At 70.1% G+C, this 15331-nt stretch carries 13 protein-coding genes and 2 tRNA genes; 7 read left to right on the forward strand and 8 right to left on the reverse strand.

The features are described from left to right. Positions 1-63: 63 nt before the first annotated feature. Positions 64-672, reverse strand: a complete 609-nt coding sequence (locus GFH49_RS38550; protein WP_155060708.1) for a TetR/AcrR family transcriptional regulator — start codon at positions 670-672, stop codon at positions 64-66. Positions 673-860: 188 nt separating this feature from the next. Here GFH49_RS38550 and hisN point away from each other — a divergent pair, with 188 nt between their 5' ends. From hisN to GFH49_RS38580, 6 genes are all read left to right on the forward strand, one after another. Further along, on the forward strand, positions 861-1661 hold the full coding sequence (gene hisN, locus GFH49_RS38555; protein WP_155060709.1) for a histidinol-phosphatase: 801 nt from the start codon (positions 861-863) through the stop codon (positions 1659-1661). A 117-nt stretch (positions 1662-1778) separates the two neighbouring features. Continuing rightward, positions 1779-2171, forward strand: coding sequence for a CBS domain-containing protein (locus tag GFH49_RS38560; RefSeq protein WP_155060710.1), 393 nt, complete (start codon positions 1779-1781; stop codon positions 2169-2171). Between the two features lie 161 nt (positions 2172-2332). Further along, a complete protein-coding gene (locus GFH49_RS38565; RefSeq protein WP_155060711.1) occupies positions 2333-2749 on the forward strand; it encodes a Fur family transcriptional regulator in 417 nt (138 codons plus the stop codon). A 138-nt stretch (positions 2750-2887) separates the two neighbouring features. Then, positions 2888-3655 carry an ABC transporter ATP-binding protein gene (locus GFH49_RS38570; RefSeq protein ID WP_155060712.1) on the forward strand — a complete coding sequence of 256 codons (768 nt, stop codon included), beginning with the start codon at positions 2888-2890 and terminating at the stop codon, positions 3653-3655. Beyond that, positions 3652-4512: an ABC transporter permease gene (locus GFH49_RS38575; RefSeq protein ID WP_155060713.1), complete on the forward strand. Its 861-nt coding sequence runs from the start codon at positions 3652-3654 to the stop codon at positions 4510-4512. The genes GFH49_RS38570 and GFH49_RS38575 overlap by 4 nt, the downstream gene beginning before the upstream one ends. Positions 4513-4532: 20 nt before the next feature. Continuing rightward, a complete protein-coding gene (locus GFH49_RS38580) occupies positions 4533-5681 on the forward strand; it encodes an ABC transporter substrate-binding protein (RefSeq protein ID WP_155060714.1) in 1149 nt (382 codons plus the stop codon). 49 nt (positions 5682-5730) lie between these two features. On the opposite strand, the gene GFH49_RS38585 is transcribed toward GFH49_RS38580, so the two are convergent. From GFH49_RS38585 to GFH49_RS38600, 4 genes are all read right to left on the reverse strand, one after another. Then, a tRNA-Met gene (locus GFH49_RS38585) sits at positions 5731-5804 on the reverse strand. A 242-nt stretch (positions 5805-6046) separates the two neighbouring features. Then, on the reverse strand, positions 6047-7960 hold the full coding sequence (locus tag GFH49_RS38590) for a tetratricopeptide repeat protein (RefSeq protein ID WP_155060715.1): 1914 nt from the start codon (positions 7958-7960) through the stop codon (positions 6047-6049). A gap of 206 nt (positions 7961-8166) precedes the next feature. Beyond that, positions 8167-8240, reverse strand: a tRNA-Met gene (locus GFH49_RS38595). Between the two features lie 41 nt (positions 8241-8281). Continuing rightward, positions 8282-11236: a UPF0182 family membrane protein gene (locus GFH49_RS38600; RefSeq protein ID WP_155060822.1), complete on the reverse strand. Its 2955-nt coding sequence runs from the start codon at positions 11234-11236 to the stop codon at positions 8282-8284. A 171-nt stretch (positions 11237-11407) separates the two neighbouring features. Between GFH49_RS38600 and GFH49_RS38605 the strand changes: the two genes are divergently transcribed. Further along, a complete protein-coding gene (locus GFH49_RS38605; RefSeq protein ID WP_155060716.1) occupies positions 11408-11950 on the forward strand; it encodes a PPA1309 family protein in 543 nt (180 codons plus the stop codon). Between the two features lie 101 nt (positions 11951-12051). Here GFH49_RS38605 and GFH49_RS38610 read toward each other — a convergent pair whose 3' ends face one another. From GFH49_RS38610 to GFH49_RS38620, 3 genes are all read right to left on the reverse strand, one after another. Continuing rightward, entirely contained in the window at positions 12052-13146 is a 1095-nt protein-coding gene (locus GFH49_RS38610) for a YlbL family protein (protein ID WP_155060717.1), read from the reverse strand. Positions 13147-13552: 406 nt separating this feature from the next. Further along, entirely contained in the window at positions 13553-14011 is a 459-nt protein-coding gene (locus GFH49_RS38615; RefSeq protein ID WP_155060718.1) for a molybdenum cofactor biosynthesis protein MoaE, read from the reverse strand. 113 nt (positions 14012-14124) lie between these two features. Further along, positions 14125-15243: an SDR family oxidoreductase gene (locus tag GFH49_RS38620; protein ID WP_155060719.1), complete on the reverse strand. Its 1119-nt coding sequence runs from the start codon at positions 15241-15243 to the stop codon at positions 14125-14127. Positions 15244-15331: the final 88 nt, after the last annotated feature.

The raw sequence follows: 15331 nt of genomic DNA on the forward strand, positions 1-15331 counted from the left end.
ACCCCCGTCCGGATCAGGCCCCTCGGGCCCGGGTGCGGGTTTGTGCAACGCGCTGACGCCGGTTCAGGCCAACTGCCGGTGCAGCGCGCCCCGTACGAGATCCGCGACGCCTCCCTCGCCCGGCGGGGCCGCCACGCAGGACAGCGCCAGCCGGACGACCAGCTCGCAGGAGCGGGCCAGGTCGGCGGCGTCCGACTTGCGGGTGCCGGGTCCGGACAGCACCGCCACCGCACGGTCACGGACTAGGGCCACCAAGTCGCCGGGGGAGGGCAGCGGCCCGTCCGCCCGCCGCTGCGCCGGCACCGCCGAGGAGGACGGCACGGCCGAGAGCGTCGGCGAGGGCAGCCACTCGTTCCAGCAGCCGGTGAGCATGGCCCGTACGAGCGCGTTCTCCCGGGCCGCCGACGCGGTCCACTCGGCGGTGGCGGTGAGCCGCTCGCGGGCGTCGTGGTCGGCGGCGAGGGCCCGCTCGACGCCTGCGAGATAGGCGTCGGCCTCTCTGCGTACGAGGGCCCTGGCGAGCCCCTCCTTGCTCCCGAACTCGTTGTACAGCGTCTGCCGGGACACCCCGGCCGCCGCGGCCACATCCACCATCCGCACGGCGGCCCACGGCCGCCGCGACAGCGCCGTGTAAGCGGCGTCCAGCAGGGATTCCCGCGCTGCAGGCATCATCGCCTCCCGAGCCCGACCGACTCTGCGCCCAGGTTTGACGCGCCCGGCGGCACTGTCAAGGGTTCGCGAGGGCACAAGGGGGCGCGCGACGTCCCGCCGGAGGCCGCTGGGGGGAGCGAGCCCCGTGCACACGGTTCCCCCACATCTCGCTGTAGCCCGCCCGCGACCACGAAAGATACGGTTCACGCATGGCCGACTACCTCGACGACCTCCGCTTCGCCCACGTCCTCGCGGACGCCGCCGACGCGACGACAATGGCCCGCTTCAAGGCTCTCGACCTGAAGGTGGAGACGAAGCCGGACATGACTCCGGTGAGCGAAGCGGACAAGGCCACCGAGGAACTCATCCGCGGCCAACTGCAACGCGCCCGCCCCCGGGACGCGGTCCTCGGCGAGGAGTACGGCATCGAGGGCACCGGCCCCCGGCGCTGGGTCGTCGACCCGATCGACGGCACCAAGAACTACGTACGCGGCGTCCCCGTCTGGGCGACGCTGATCTCCCTGATGGAGGCGGGCGACGGGGGCTACCAGCCCGTCGTCGGCGTCGTCTCCGCTCCCGCGCTGGGCCGCCGCTGGTGGGCCGCGAAGGGGCACGGGGCGTTCACCGGCCGCAGCCTCTCCTCGGCCTCCCGGCTGCATGTCTCCCGCGTCTCGAAACTGTCCGACGCCTCGTTCGCGTACTCCTCACTCAGCGGCTGGGAGGAGCAGGGGCGGCTGAACGGCTTCCTGGACCTCACCCGCGAGGTGTGGCGCACGCGCGCGTACGGCGACTTCTGGCCGTACATGCTGGTCGCCGAGGGCGCCGTCGACATCTGCGCCGAGCCCGAGCTGTCCTTGTGGGACATGGCCGCGAACGCGATCGTCGTGACGGAGGCGGGCGGCGCCTTCACCGGCCTCGACGGCCGCCCGGGCCCGCACAGCGGAAACGCCGCCGCGTCGAACGGTCTGCTGCACGACGAGCTGCTGGGGTACCTCAACCAGCGCCGCTGACCGACACGCGCCCTCTTGTTGACCGCGCCTTTGCCTGCCACCCTGAGAGTCCCGCACCTTGTGAATTTGTGAAACGATGAACAAACGGCGGGGACACCACAGGAGGTGGCTGCATCCATGCTCGTCCGCGACGCCATGAGCACGGTGGTCCTCACCATCGGCCCGACCCACACCCTTCGCCAGGCCGCCGCGCTGATGTCCACCCGCCGGGTGGGCGCAGCCGTCGTCCTCGACCCGGACGCCGGCGGCATCGGCATCCTCACCGAACGCGACATCCTGATCTCCGTCGGCCTGGGCCAGGACCCGGACACGGAGTGCGCGCACGCGCACACCACCACCGAGGTCGTGTTCGCGGCCCCGTCCTGGACCCTGGAGGAGGCCGCGCACGCCATGGCGCACGGCGGTTTCCGGCACCTGATCGTGCTCGACCACGACGAGCCCGTCGGCATCGTCTCGGTCCGCGACATCATCCGCTGCTGGGCTCCACTGCGGCAGCGGGTGCCGGCCTGAGCGCACGCGCACGGGCCGGATCCCCTGCCTGAAGGAGATCCGGCCCTCGTCACCCCAGCCAAACCCAGCCTCGATCCTGCATTGGATTTAATCCAAATCAATCAAAGCTCTAAAGCCACACCCATTCAGGACCTGGTCCGCTTGCTGTTAAAGTGGTCCGCATGAGCGACCTTCTGGAGCGACTGCGCGGACGCGGATGGCGGATGACCGCGCAGCGGCGCGTCGTGGCCGAGGTCCTCGACGGCGAACACGTCCACCTGACGGCCGACGAGGTCCACGCGCAGGCCGTGACCAAGCTGCCCGAGATCTCCCGGGCGACCGTCTACAACACCCTGGGCGAGCTGGTCTCCCTCGGCGAGGTGCTTGAGGTCGCCACCGACAAGCGCGCCAAGCGGTACGACCCGAACGCCCACCGGCCGCACCACCACCTGGTCTGCGCCCAGTGCGGCGCCATCCGGGACGTCCACCCCACCGGCAACCCGCTGGCCGACCTCCCCGACACGGAGCGCTTCGGCTTCACGGTCTCCGACGTCGAGGTGACCTACCGCGGCGTGTGCCCGAACTGCGCATCGGCATAGGCACCACGCAGGACTGCGAGCCCCGGCACTGATCCAGTGCCGGGGTTTTGTGCTGCGTACGCCCCTTCCAGTATCTGACGGTCCGTCATATCGTCTGCGGCACCCACCAGTCCGTTCCGCACTCCGCGAGGAGACACCGTGGGAGAGCCGTATCCGAAACTCAGCGCCAGTGATCTGACCCGAACCTTCGGCCGGGGCCCCGGGGCCGTCCATGCCCTCGGCCCCCTCGATCTGGCCGTCGCCCCAGGCGAGTTCGTCTGCCTCGTCGGCCCCTCGGGCTGTGGCAAGTCCACGCTGCTGCGCATCGCCGCGGGCCTGCTCCGCCCGAGCACGGGCCGCCTGGAGATCCGTACCTCCAGCCCGCGCCCGGCCGCCATGATCTTCCAGGACTACGGCATCTACGACTGGAAGACCGTCCGCGCCAACGTCCGCTTCGGCCTGGACATCCAGCGCGTCCCGCGCCGCGAGGCGAACGCGCGCGCCGACGCCTGGCTGACCCGCATGGGCCTGGCCGACTTCGCCGACGCCTACCCGGCCACGCTGTCGGGAGGCATGCGCCAGCGCGTGGCGATCGCCCGGGCACTCGCGGTGGAACCCGAACTCCTCCTCATGGACGAGCCGTTCGCCGCACTCGACGCCCAGCTCCGCATGATCCTCCAGGACGAACTCCTGGGCATCACCCAGTCGCTGAGGACGACGACCCTCTTCATCACCCACAGTCTGGAGGAGGCGATCGTCCTCGGAGACCGCGTCCTGGTGATGTCGGCCCGCCCGGGCCGGCTCATCGCCGAGCGCCTGCCGCCGTTCCCGCGCCCGCGCACCGGCGACATCCGCTCCGCCCCCGAATTCACCGCGCTGAAGGGCGAACTGTGGGACCTGCTGCGGAAGGAGGCGGTGCCGGCATGACGACGATCGCTCCCGACCGTGAATCGGTCCTGGTCCGCGCGCCGGGCCCGCACGAACTCCATCCCGTACGCACCCACCGCCGCCGACGCGCCCTGGAACTGTCCCTGGCGGTCGCCGTCCCCCTCGCGCTGATCCTGCTCTGGCAACTGGCCGCCGCCCAGGCGTGGATCGACGACCGCGTCTACCCGGCCCCGTCCACGATCCTCGCCGACGGCTGGGACCGCGCCGCGGCCGGCGACCTCTGGCCGGACGTGTGGGCGACCCTGAAACGCGTCCTGGCGGGCTACGCCATCGGCACCGGGGCCGGCTACGCCCTGGGCCTGCTGATGGGCTCCCTGTCGCTCGTACGGGCGGCGCTGGAGCCGCTCCTGGACGCCCTGTACGTCGTGCCGAAACTGGCCCTGCTGCCCGTCTTCCTGAACATGTTCGGCCTGGGCGAGGGCCCGCAGGTGGCCCTGGTGGCGACGACGGTCTTCTTCTTCGTCTGGATCTCGACGATGTCCGCGGTGATGTCGATCCCCTCCGGCCACCGTGACGCGGGCCAGGTCTTCGGTGCCTCGCCCTGGCAGATGTTCCGGCACGTCCTGCTGCCCGCCTCCCTCCCGTCGGTCCTGGTCGGCGCACGGATCGCGGCGGGCGTGGCGGTCCTCGTCATCGTCGCGTCGGAACAGATCGCCGCGACGAACGGCCTCGGCCATCTCATCTTCGACTCCCGGGCGCTCTTCCAGAACGACGTCATGTTCGTCGGCATCGTCTGCGTGGCCGTCCTGGGCGTGCTCTTCTCCGAACTGGTACGGGTCGCGGGCCGGTTGCTCACACCGTGGGCGCCACGGGACAGGGGACGGGGCCAGTCATGAGGATCGGTTTGTTTCGTTTCATGAGGATCGGTTTGTTTCGTTCGTACGGTGTCGCAGTCGTCGTCGCCGCGCTGCTGGCGTCGGCGGGCTGCTCGGCGTCGCCGTCGTCCCGCTCGGAACCTCAGGCGGACGCGGCTTCACGCACGGTCCGCCCGGTGCGGGGCTGCGGTGAAGCGTCGTGGACGGACCCCGCCGACATGTCCCCGAAGCGACAGCCGGCGCGCTGTGAGCCGGGCGCCCCCGCGCCGCGCCGACTGCCCGAGACACGGAAACTGACGATCGCGACGGGGACGCTGAGCGCGGAGTATGTGGCACCGCTGCAAGTCGCCATCGACAAGGGCGAGTTCGAGCGGGAGGGCCTGGACGTCACCCTGAGGGTGCTGCCCACGCCGGACGCCCTGCCGTTGCTGGCCAGGGGCGAGATCGACGCGCTCTGGGCGGCGCCGGAGGCGGCGGTGATGAACGGGCTGCGGGGCGGCTTCGACATCAAGTGGGTCGCCGGGAACTTCTCCCCCGACCCCGCGTCGAAGAGCGGCCTGTGGGTCCGCCTGAAGGACGGCGAGAGCGCGGACCGGGTGACCATGGCCGGCCGCACGCTGGGCACGATGATCGGCAAGGGCTCCGTGATCGCGTACCCGATGGAACAGGCCCTGGAGCGGCACGGCGGCGGTCTGGACAAGATCCAGTACCAGCAGCTCGGCTCCGCCGACGTCCTCACCGCCCTCCAGAACGGCGGCGTCGACTCCGCCTGGCTCCTCGACCCGGTCTGGCGCACGGTCGACGGCACACCCGGATACGCCTTCCTGGGCGGCCAGCCCCCCGGCGAGCCCCTGGGCGGCCTGCTGTACGGCCCGAGCCTGCTGAACGACGACATGGACGCGGGCGTGGCGCTGATCCGGGCGTACATCCGCACGGTGAACTCGTACTTCGCGTCCGACTACAAGAAGGATGCGAGCTTCGTCACATATTTGGCGAACCTCCTCAAGGCAGACGAGTCGACCCTCAAGTCGACCCCGCCCCTCCGCATGGACTGGGAAATCCGCGCGGGCACGACAGACCGCCTCCAGTCGGCGTACGCCGCCCAGGGCGTGGCCGAAGGCGATCTTCTACCGGAGTCACAGACAGTCAACCGAGCCCTCTACGAGGAGGCGGTGGGCCACCGCCCCTGACACACTCAGGGCCCGGATCCCTGTCAGGATCCGGGCCCTAAGTCTTCAGTAGCGGGGACAGGATTTGAACCTGCGACCTCTGGGTTATGAGCCCAGCGAGCTACCGAGCTGCTCCACCCCGCGTCGGTGAACGCAACATTACGTCAGCGACGCAGGCAGAGGCAAATCGCTTCACCGAGCCCCCGAGCGGCGCACAGCTGCGGGCATGCGTGCCGCCTGGGGCGGCACGGGTGGGCGATGGGGGTCCCCCCGCTTGAGCGAAGTCGAGGGTGGGGGGAGGCACCCCGGCAGCGCCCGGCTCGCGACCCACCCGCCCCAGCCAAACGCCGGTCAACCCGCGAACCGGCTCCAGCACAGGCGCCCCGTCACGCCGACAGTTCCTCCCGCAGCGCGTCCCGCAACCGCCCCGCCCGCTCCGCGACCTCCACCGGCCCCAGCGTCACCGCACGGTCGGCCCACCGCTGCCCCTCGGCCAACTCCCCACGACGGGCGTAGACCAGGGCGAGCCGCAACGCCGCCCGCCCGTGCCCCGCGTCAGCAGCCCGCGTCCACCACACCGCCGCCTCGGGCTCACTCCCCTCCCGGGCCAGCAGCAGCCCGAGATTGAACGCCCCGTTGCGGGACCCGGCTTCCGCGGCCTCCCGATACCACCGAGCCGCCTCCACCACATCGCCCCGCGCGGCGGCCAGCATCCCGACCCGCACCTGCGCCCGCCGATGCCCTTGCGACGCCGCCCGCTCGTACCACTCCTCGCACTCGCTACGCTCCCGCACCGGCTCCCCGAGCTCATGCGCGGGCTGCGGCGGCCGCCGCGCATCCAGCACGGTCGCCAGCCGATACGCGGCCTCCGCGCTCCCGCCCCCCGCCGCACACCGCAGATGCCGCTCGGCCGTCCGCTCGTCCCCTTCCCGCAGCCGCGCGATCCCGACCTGAAGCGCCGCCTCCGTATGCCCGGCGGCCGCGGCACGCTCGTAGCACCGCAGCGCGACCTCGTCCTCGCTCCGCCCGGCGTACAGGATCCCGAGGTTGAACGCGGCGTCCACGCTCCCGGCCTCCGCAGCCTTGGAGAACCACGGCTCGGCACCGGCCGTGTCACCGCCCTGGAGCAGCAGGATCGCCAGCGCGTTCGCCGCCTCGCGGTGCCCGGCGTACGCCGCACGCCGGTACCACTGCTCGGCCTGCGCGGTCCGCCCCTGCTCGGCGCAGAGCAGCCCGAGGTTGTACGCGCCGTTGACGTCGCCGGCGTCCATCGCGGCCCGGTACCACCGCTCGGCGGTCTGGGTCTCGCCGCGCTCGGCATGCAGCGCGCCCAGCGCGTTCGCCGCGTTGCCGTCGCCGTCCTGGGCTGCCCGCAGCCACCACACGGCGGCACTCTCGGAGTCGCCCGCGTCCCGCAGCAGGAACCCGAGCGCGCAGGCGGCGCGCGCCTCGCCGTCCTTGGCGGACGTCAGATACCAGCGCCCGGCCTCCTTCAGCTCCCCGCGCTTCTCCAGGATCGCCCCGAGGTGCAGCGCGGCCCGCCGGTGCCCGCGCGCGGCGGCCTGCCGGTACCACTGCTCGGCCTCGCCCACGAGCGACGCCCCGTCACCGTCGTCGGCCCCGGTCTCGGCCTCCTGCGCAGCCGCGCGGTCGATCGCCCGCGCAAGCCGGTAGGCCGCCTCCCGGTGCCCCCGCTCCGCCGCGGCCCGCATCCATGCGCCGGCCCCGTCGTCGCCCCGGTGCTCCAGCAGATCGGCGAGCGCGTAGGCGCCGAGGGCATGGCCCTGCTCGGCGGACTGGCGCAGCCAGTACTCGGCGGCCGGCTCGTCGCCGCGCTCACGGTGGTGACGGCCCAGCGCGTGCGCGGCAGCCGCGGACCCGGCGACGGCGGCGATACGCCACCAGCCGGCGGCCTCGTCGGCGTACCCGCGCTGGTGCAGAAGGACACCCAGGTTGTTGGCGGCGGCCCGGTCACCAGCCGCGGTGGCGGCGCGCAGCCGGGGTTCGGCTCCGTCGAGGTCGCCGCGGCGCAGCAGCATGGCCCCGAGGACACTCATCGCCTCGGCGTCACCGGCTTCGGCGGCGAGCCGCTGCCGGGCCTCCTCGGCGGCCTCACCGGTTTCGTCCCGGTCCGCGGACTGGCCGAAATCCTTCACACGACGCTCAAGATCGGTCACAGGAGAGGCTGCAGGCGACGGGATTTCAGGCGCGGACATATCGCCCGCAGACTCCGAAATGCCGGCAGGCTCCCCAAACCGCTCTGTCTCCAACAGAGTTGCCTTGTCCCCCATAACGTCCATCGTCGCACCACCTGCAACCTGGGTACACCTGGTATACCGCAGCCAGTGAGGTCACTTCAGCGTTTTGTCGACATACCCACAGAACGACAAGTCAAACACAGCTCCCTCAACTCCCCACAGCGGCAGGACCGTCCCACAGGTCGGCACATGCGTTCGCACACACCGAAGGCCCGGATCCCTTTCAGGATCCGGGCCTTCGCCATCAGTAGCGGGGACAGGATTTGAACCTGCGACCTCTGGGTTATGAGCCCAGCGAGCTACCGAGCTGCTCCACCCCGCGCCGTTGTTCGGCAACCGTACCACGGCGCGGGGCGGTCTCGATCAACTGCTGTCCGGGCTCCCGCTCGGACTGGGACTGCCGCTCGGGCTGCCGCTGGGGCTGGGACTGGCCCCGCTGTTCCCGCCGCTGTTGCTGTCGGCCTGCGCCTGCGCCTCCTCGGCCCGCCGGAGCGCCTCTTGGAGGTCGTCCTGCGCCCGTCCGTACGCCTCCCAGTCACCCTTCGTCAGGGCTTCCTGGCCGGCGTCGAAGGCCTCCTGGGCGTCGTTCAACGCCTCTTGGACCGTCGGGTTGGTGGACGACGACGGCGGCGGTGGCGTATCGGCGTCGTCCGGTGGTGGCTCGGTCGTCGCGGCCTCTGCTCCGAAGACCTTGTCGAGGGCCTCGTCGAGAGTGTCCTCGAAGGCGGTATTGCCGTTGTAGGTCACCAACACCTTGCGCAGCAGTGGGTATTTGAGTCCGCCACCACGGACGTAGACAGGTTCGACGTACAACAGCCCCCCGTCCAGTGGCACGGTCAGCAGATTGCCGTACTCGACTTCGGAGTCGCCGCCTCTGAGCAGCCTGATGGACTCGGCGATGTCCTGTTCGGAGTTGAACTGGCTCTGCACCTGTTTGGGTCCGTCGACAGTCGTGCTCGTCGGCAGTTTCAGGATTCTGATCTTGCCGTAGTCGCTGGTGCCCGCTTCGGCGTCGACCGCCATGAACGCGCTGAGGTTGTCCCGCCCGTTGGGCGTCAGCGTCGTCGTCAGCGAGAACGCCTGCGCCTCCTGGTCGGGCATCTTCAGGCTCTGGTAGTACGGCGGCACCGCGTCGCCCGAGTTGTTGGTCGGGTCGTCCGGCACCTGCCACACCTCGCTGCCGCTGAGGAACGTGTCCGCGTCCTCCACGTGGTAGCGGGTCAGCAGCTCGCGCTGGACCTTGAACAGGTCCTGCGGGTACCGGAGATGGGCCATCAGCTCCTTGGAGATCGCGCTCCTGGGCTCCACCGTGTCCGGGAAGGCCTTCATCCAGGTCTTCAGGACCGGGTCCTGGGTGTCCCACTGGTAGAGCTTGACCTCACCGGTGTACGCGTCGACGGTCGCCTTCACCGAGTTGCGGATGTAGTTGACCTGGTTCTGCTGGGCCACCACCGCACGCTGGTTGTTGGTGGCGGTCAGCGAGTCGGCTGTCGAGGAACCGAGGGTCGTACGGGACGAGTACGGGTAGCCGTTCGTCGTCGTGTACGCGTCGACGATCCACTGGATCTTGCCGTTCACGACCGCCGGGTAGGCGTCGCCGTCGATGGTGAGCCACGGCGCCACCGCCTCGACGCGTTCCTTGGGCGTGCGGTTGTACAGAATCCGCGAGCCCTCGCCGATCGCGCCGGAATAGAGGATCTGCGGCTCACTGAACGTCAGCGCATACGCGGCCCGGTTGACCGGATTGTCGAGATTGACGCCGCTGTCGCCCTCATAACTGTACGTCTTCTCGCCGCTGTCGTCGGAGTAGTCGATCTCCTTCTGCGGACCGCCGACGATCGAGTACGTGTTGGTCCTCTCGCCGTAGTAGATCCGCTGCTCATACGTCCCCAGGTCGCCTTCGGACGGCAGGTTGGACTCCGTGAACACCGGGCGGCCCTCGGAGTCGACCTCGGTGCCCTTGGCGGCGACCACGCCGTACCCGTGGGTGTAGCGGAAGTGGTCGTTGATCCAGTTGTTCTTCGGAATGCCGTTGAGGTTCAGCTCACGCAGACCGATGACCGTGTCCTGGTCCTGACCGTTCTCGCTGTAGCGGTCGACGTCCAGGTTGGTCGGGAACGCGTAGTAGTTCCGGATCTGCTGGAGCTGCTGGTACGTGGGCGAGACGACGTTCGGGTCCATGATGCGGATGCTCGCCGTGGAGTCCACGTCGTCCCGCAGCTTGGTCGCGTCCTCGGTCTGGCTCACACCGCTGTAGTCGGTGACCTTGGTGTCGTCGATGCCGTAGGCCTTGCGCGTCGCCTCAAGGTTCTTCTCGACGTACGGCGCTTCCTTGGCCTGCTCGTTGGGCTGAACCTGGAACTGCTGGACGATCGCCGGGTACAGACCGCCGATGAGGATCGCCGACAGCACCATCAGGCCGAAGCCGATCAGGGGCAGCTGCCAGGTACGCCGCCACAGGGTGGCGAAGAACAGCAGCGCGCAGATCACGGCGATGCAGAACAGGATCGTCTTGGCGGGCAGATAGGCGTTCGCGTCGACGTACCTCAGGCCCGTCCAGTTGTCGGTCGCCTTGAAGTCGCTGGACTTGACCGCGAGGCTGTACCGGTCGAGCCAGTACGCGACCGCCTTCAGGGCGACGAAGCTGCCGATGAGCACCGACAGATGCCCGGTGGCCGCGGAGGTGGCGCGCGCACCCGGGCTGGTGATGCGCAGCCCGCCGTAGAGGTAGTGCGTGAGCGCGGCGGCGATCGCGGAGAGGATCGCGGCGGCGAAGCCGAAGCCGAGCAGGAAGCGGTACCAGGGCAGGTCGAAGGCGTAGAAGGAGACGTCGAGATGGAACTGCGGGTCCTTCTCGTTGAACGGCACGCCGTTGACCCACATCAGCCAGGTCCGCCACTGCCCTGACGCCGAAGCGCCCGCGATCAGGCCGATCAGGGAGGTGATGCCGAACAGCAGCCACTTCTTGTACGGCGCGATGCCCATGCGGTAGCGGTCGAGGTTCTGCTGCTCCATCGACATGGCGCTCAGCGGCGGGCGCAGCCGGTGGGCCAGCCAGATGTTGAAGCCGACCGCGAGGGCCATCAGCAGACCGAAGACGGAGAACAGCCCGATCTTGGTCCACAGCGTGGTCGTGAACACGGACGAATAGTGCACCGACCGGTACCAGAGCCAGTCGGTCCAGAAACCCGCGAACATGGTGAACGCCATGCCGAGTACGGCAAGGACGCCCAGCGTCATGAGGAGGGTCCGGACCCGCCGGGACGGGCGGCCCACTCTGATCCGTGGCCCCGTCGGGCCTCCGCCGCGGTCCGGCATCTGGAAAGCCAAGGTGTGCACCTCGAAGTTCGCTGTTGGTCTGTCGGGCCCCCGAGTCCGCGGGCCGTCCGAAGGGCCCCGTGATCGTAGGCCCTCACCTATGCAACTTACTCACGCTTTACTCGGTTCCCGATTCCGGCTGTGGGCTGTGAACGAGGCAGGATTGTGACCATGTCCAACACTCCCATGGCAGCGAGCCCCCTGACCCGGGCCGTACTCGAGATCGACGAGTACGTGTCCGGACTCGGCTGGGACCAGCCCGCGCGCCTCTTCGCCCTCGTAGACACCGCCCGGTTGCGGGCCGAACAGCCCTCGCTGGCGGACCGGCTCGGTCTGGGGGATGAGCAGGAGACCTCCGGTCTCACCCCGATCGAGCAGGACGAGGTTCCGACGGGCAAGCCGCTCGACGAGTTCCTCGGCACCATCGCCTGGCCCGACGCGGTGGTCGGCTGCGCGCTCAGCGTGGAACGCCTGATGCTGCCGCCGTCCGCCGAAGCGTCCGTCCCGGAGGGCATGAGCGAGAAGAAGCTCACCCGGTGGGTCGCCGACCACCCGGAGCGCCAGGAGGTCCGTATGACGGTCGCCGTCCTGCGGGAGGGGTCACGCGAATCGGCCCTGAGGCTGCGCGAGAAGGACACGCCCACGGAGGTCCTCACCGGTTCCGAGCTGGTGCCGGGGCTGGCGCAGGCGCTGGCGGCCACGTTCGAGGAGTAGCTCCGGGATTCGAGGAGTAGCTCGCTTCGAGGATTGGCTCGCTCCGAGGAATGGCTTGGGCTTCGAGGATTGGCTTGGGCTTCGAGGAATGGCCCGGGCGGCTACTTCGCGGTGCACGTCGGCAGGTCGGCGGTGTCGCCGCTGCGGATGTCCTCAAGGGCGCCGAGGGCGTCGTCGAGGGTCTTCACCTTGACCAGGGTGAGGCCATCGGGGGTGTCGTCGGCGGCGGCCTCGCAGTTGTCGGCGGGCGTCATGAAGTACTGGGCGCCCTTGTCGCGCGCGGCGACGGTCTTCAACTCGACGCCGCCGATCGGGCCGACCTCGCCGTCGTCGTCGATGGTGCCCGTCCCGGCGACGAACGACCCGCCGGTGAGGCTGCCCGGCGTGAGCTTGTCGTAGATGCCGAGCGCGAACATCAGGCCGGCGCTCGGTCCGCCGACGTCGGCGAGCTTGATGTCGATGGTGAACGGGAAGGTGTGGTCGGTCCCGGCGGAGATCCCGACGATGGCGCGCTCCTCGCCGGCGTCGTCGGACTTCGCGGTCCGGATGGTGACCTCCTCGGTCTTGGTCGCCTCCCGCTGTTCCTTCTCCGCGGCGGCCTGCTCCTCGGCGGGCACGATGGTGAAGTCGACGTCCTCACCGGGCTTGTGCTTGGTCACCAGTTCGGCGACGTCCTCGGGCTCCTTCACGGTCGTACCGTCGACGGCCTTGATCACATCGCCGGCGTGCAGCTTGCCCTCGGCCGGGGAGTCCTTCAGGACGGTCGAGACGATCACCCAGGACTCCACCGGGATGTCCAGCGCCTCCAGGGCGGCGACCTTGGCGCTCTCCTGGGACTGGCTGAACTCCTCGGCGTTCTCCTGGGTGGACTCCTCCTCGGTCTGGCCGTCCGGGTAGACCGTGTCGTGCGGCACGACCGCGTTGTCGCGCGTGAGCCAGCCGTAGACCGCCTCGACGAGGTTCATCCGGTAGTCGGCGCTGGTGACGCGCACCGTGGTCATGTTCAGATGCCCGCTCGTCGGATACGTCTTCCGCCCGTCGATCTGCAGCACCGGCTCGCCGTCGTGGTCCCCGAGCGTGTTCACCGTCGGCCCCGGCGACATCTCCGAGTACGGCACGTTGATGAAGACCCCGGCGCACAGGAGCGCTATCAGCATCAGGGTGGAGGCGAGCATCGTCGCAGTGCGGCGTGGCATGGAACGACAGTACGGGACGCTGCTGTGAGCGGACCTTCCGGGCCGTCCGTCCGGGCGGCCACCCCCGGTCACGTACGGGTGCGGGGCTTCTCCATGGCCTCGCGGAAGCGCGCGTACCCGTCGAGCTCTGGGCCGTCACCCCGCGTCCTCCGGGTCCGGTTGGCCCAACTGCCCCACAGGCCGGCACCGATCGCAGCTACAAGCGGAATCAGCAACCAGGCGAGCGCCGCCATGCCGTCCTCCCATCCCCATGAGCGACCGCAACTGACTGATCAGCAGATTAACCAGCTGCACGGACAACGCTCACGCCGGGGGTCGGGTTACGCAACCGGAAGGGCGGCGAGGCTCGGTCAGCAGGCGCCGACCCGCCCTCCCGTCACCCGACCACCACCCCTCAACGACAGCGCTACGCGCCGACCCAGTCTTCGGTGCCGTCCGAGAACTTCTGGTGCTTCCAGATCGGCACCTCGTGCTTGAGGTCGTCGATGAGCTTTCGGCACGCCTCGAAGGCCTCACCCCGGTGCGGGCAGGACACGGCGACGACGACGGCGAGGTCCCCCACCGCGAGGTCGCCCACCCGATGCACGGCCGCGAGCGCGCGCACCGGGAACGCGGCGGCGACCTTCTCGGCGATCCGCCGCATCTCGGCCTCGGCACTGGGATGGCACGAGTAGCCGAGCGCATCGACATCGGCACCCCCGTCGTGATTCCGCACGGTCCCGACGAACAGAGCGGTCCCGCCAGCGGCGTCGTCCCCGACGGCCTTGAACACCTCGTCGAGGGAGAGGGCCGTCTCCCGGATGGCGATCAGCTTGATGGGATCGTGAGCGGCCTGCTCGCCGGGGTGATCGTATGTGGGTGCCATGTCTCCATCGTGCCCCACACCACTGACAACCCGGAACAGAACGTTCACCAGGCACGCGCACGCAGAGCTTCGGAGCCCCCTACAGGACACCCGCTCCGGCCGCACCCACCCGCCTAAACCCGACGCCGCGCCTTCCGCGCCCGCCGCACCACAGCCGCCGCGCCCAACAACGCCACCGTCGCACCCGCCGCACCCGCCGCAGTCGCGTCCTTGCGCCCCAGCCGCCGCCCGGCGACCGTGTGCCGCCCGGAGACCTCCTCCAGCAGCTCCGCAAGGACCTCCTCATTGGTCCACCGCGGCCGCCACCCGGCGTCATGCAGCCGGCTTCCGCTCACCACCCACGGATACATCGTGTAGGCCAGATCTCCCGCCGGGGACGGCGTGAGGCCGATCCGGTGCAGCCGAGCGGCAGCGCCCAGCGCGACCGCGGACGGGAGCTCCATTCGCCGGATCCCGGTCAGCTCCTCGACCTCCTCCTGCTCCAGCCAGCCGTCACATCCGACGGCCAGCTCCCCGTCGGCCTTCTCCAGGACGGCGTACTCCAGAGCACTGCACAGATCCTCGACGTGGCAGAACTGCCAGGCGGGCCGGGACCCGGCGACGACGAGCAGCCGAGGCGATTCGAAGTACCTGGTCAGCGCGGTGTCGGTGCCCCCGACCAGCACCGCGGGCCGGACGACGGTGACATTGAGTCCCGGATGCGCCCGCGGAGCCCGGCGCGCGAGCCGCTCGACCTCCAGCAGGTCCCCGACCCCGGTGGCCTCGGCCGTGGCCCGCAACTCCGCGTCCTCGGACAACGGCAGCTCGTTGTCCGGCAGCGCCCCGTAGACCATCGCCGAGGTACACACCACCACCCGGTGCACCCCGGCCGCCGCGGCCGCGGTCAGCACGGTCTGCGTCCCCCGGACGTTGTACGCCGTACGGGCCGCGGGATCCGTCTCCAGATCCAGGTCGAGCGCCAGATGCACCACCACGTCCGCGCCCCGCAGCTTGTCCGCGATCACGGGGTCCCGCACGTCGAGGATGTGCCACTGCGCCCCCGCGCACTCACCGCGCCGCTCGTCGATCGCGATGACCTGCTTGACCTCCTCGGACACGGCGAGCCGCTCGGTGAGCAGCGCACCGATGCCGGAGGCGGCACCGGTGATCGCGACGACGGGTCCGCGCAGAGCGGACGCAGGCGTGGTTGAGTGGTTTCGCGCTGCGCGAACCTGTGGATCTGGGGAACTCACCGGGCGTCTCCAGCGGTTGTCTTCAGTACGAACGCGAGCGACGCGTGCGTACCAGGTGCATCCATCCTGCCGCAGGCGAAGAGTCGGC

Origin of the sequence: Streptomyces blattellae (assembly GCF_009709555.1) — a bacterium.
In the GTDB taxonomy this organism is placed as follows: Bacteria; Actinomycetota; Actinomycetes; order Streptomycetales; family Streptomycetaceae; genus Streptomyces; species Streptomyces blattellae.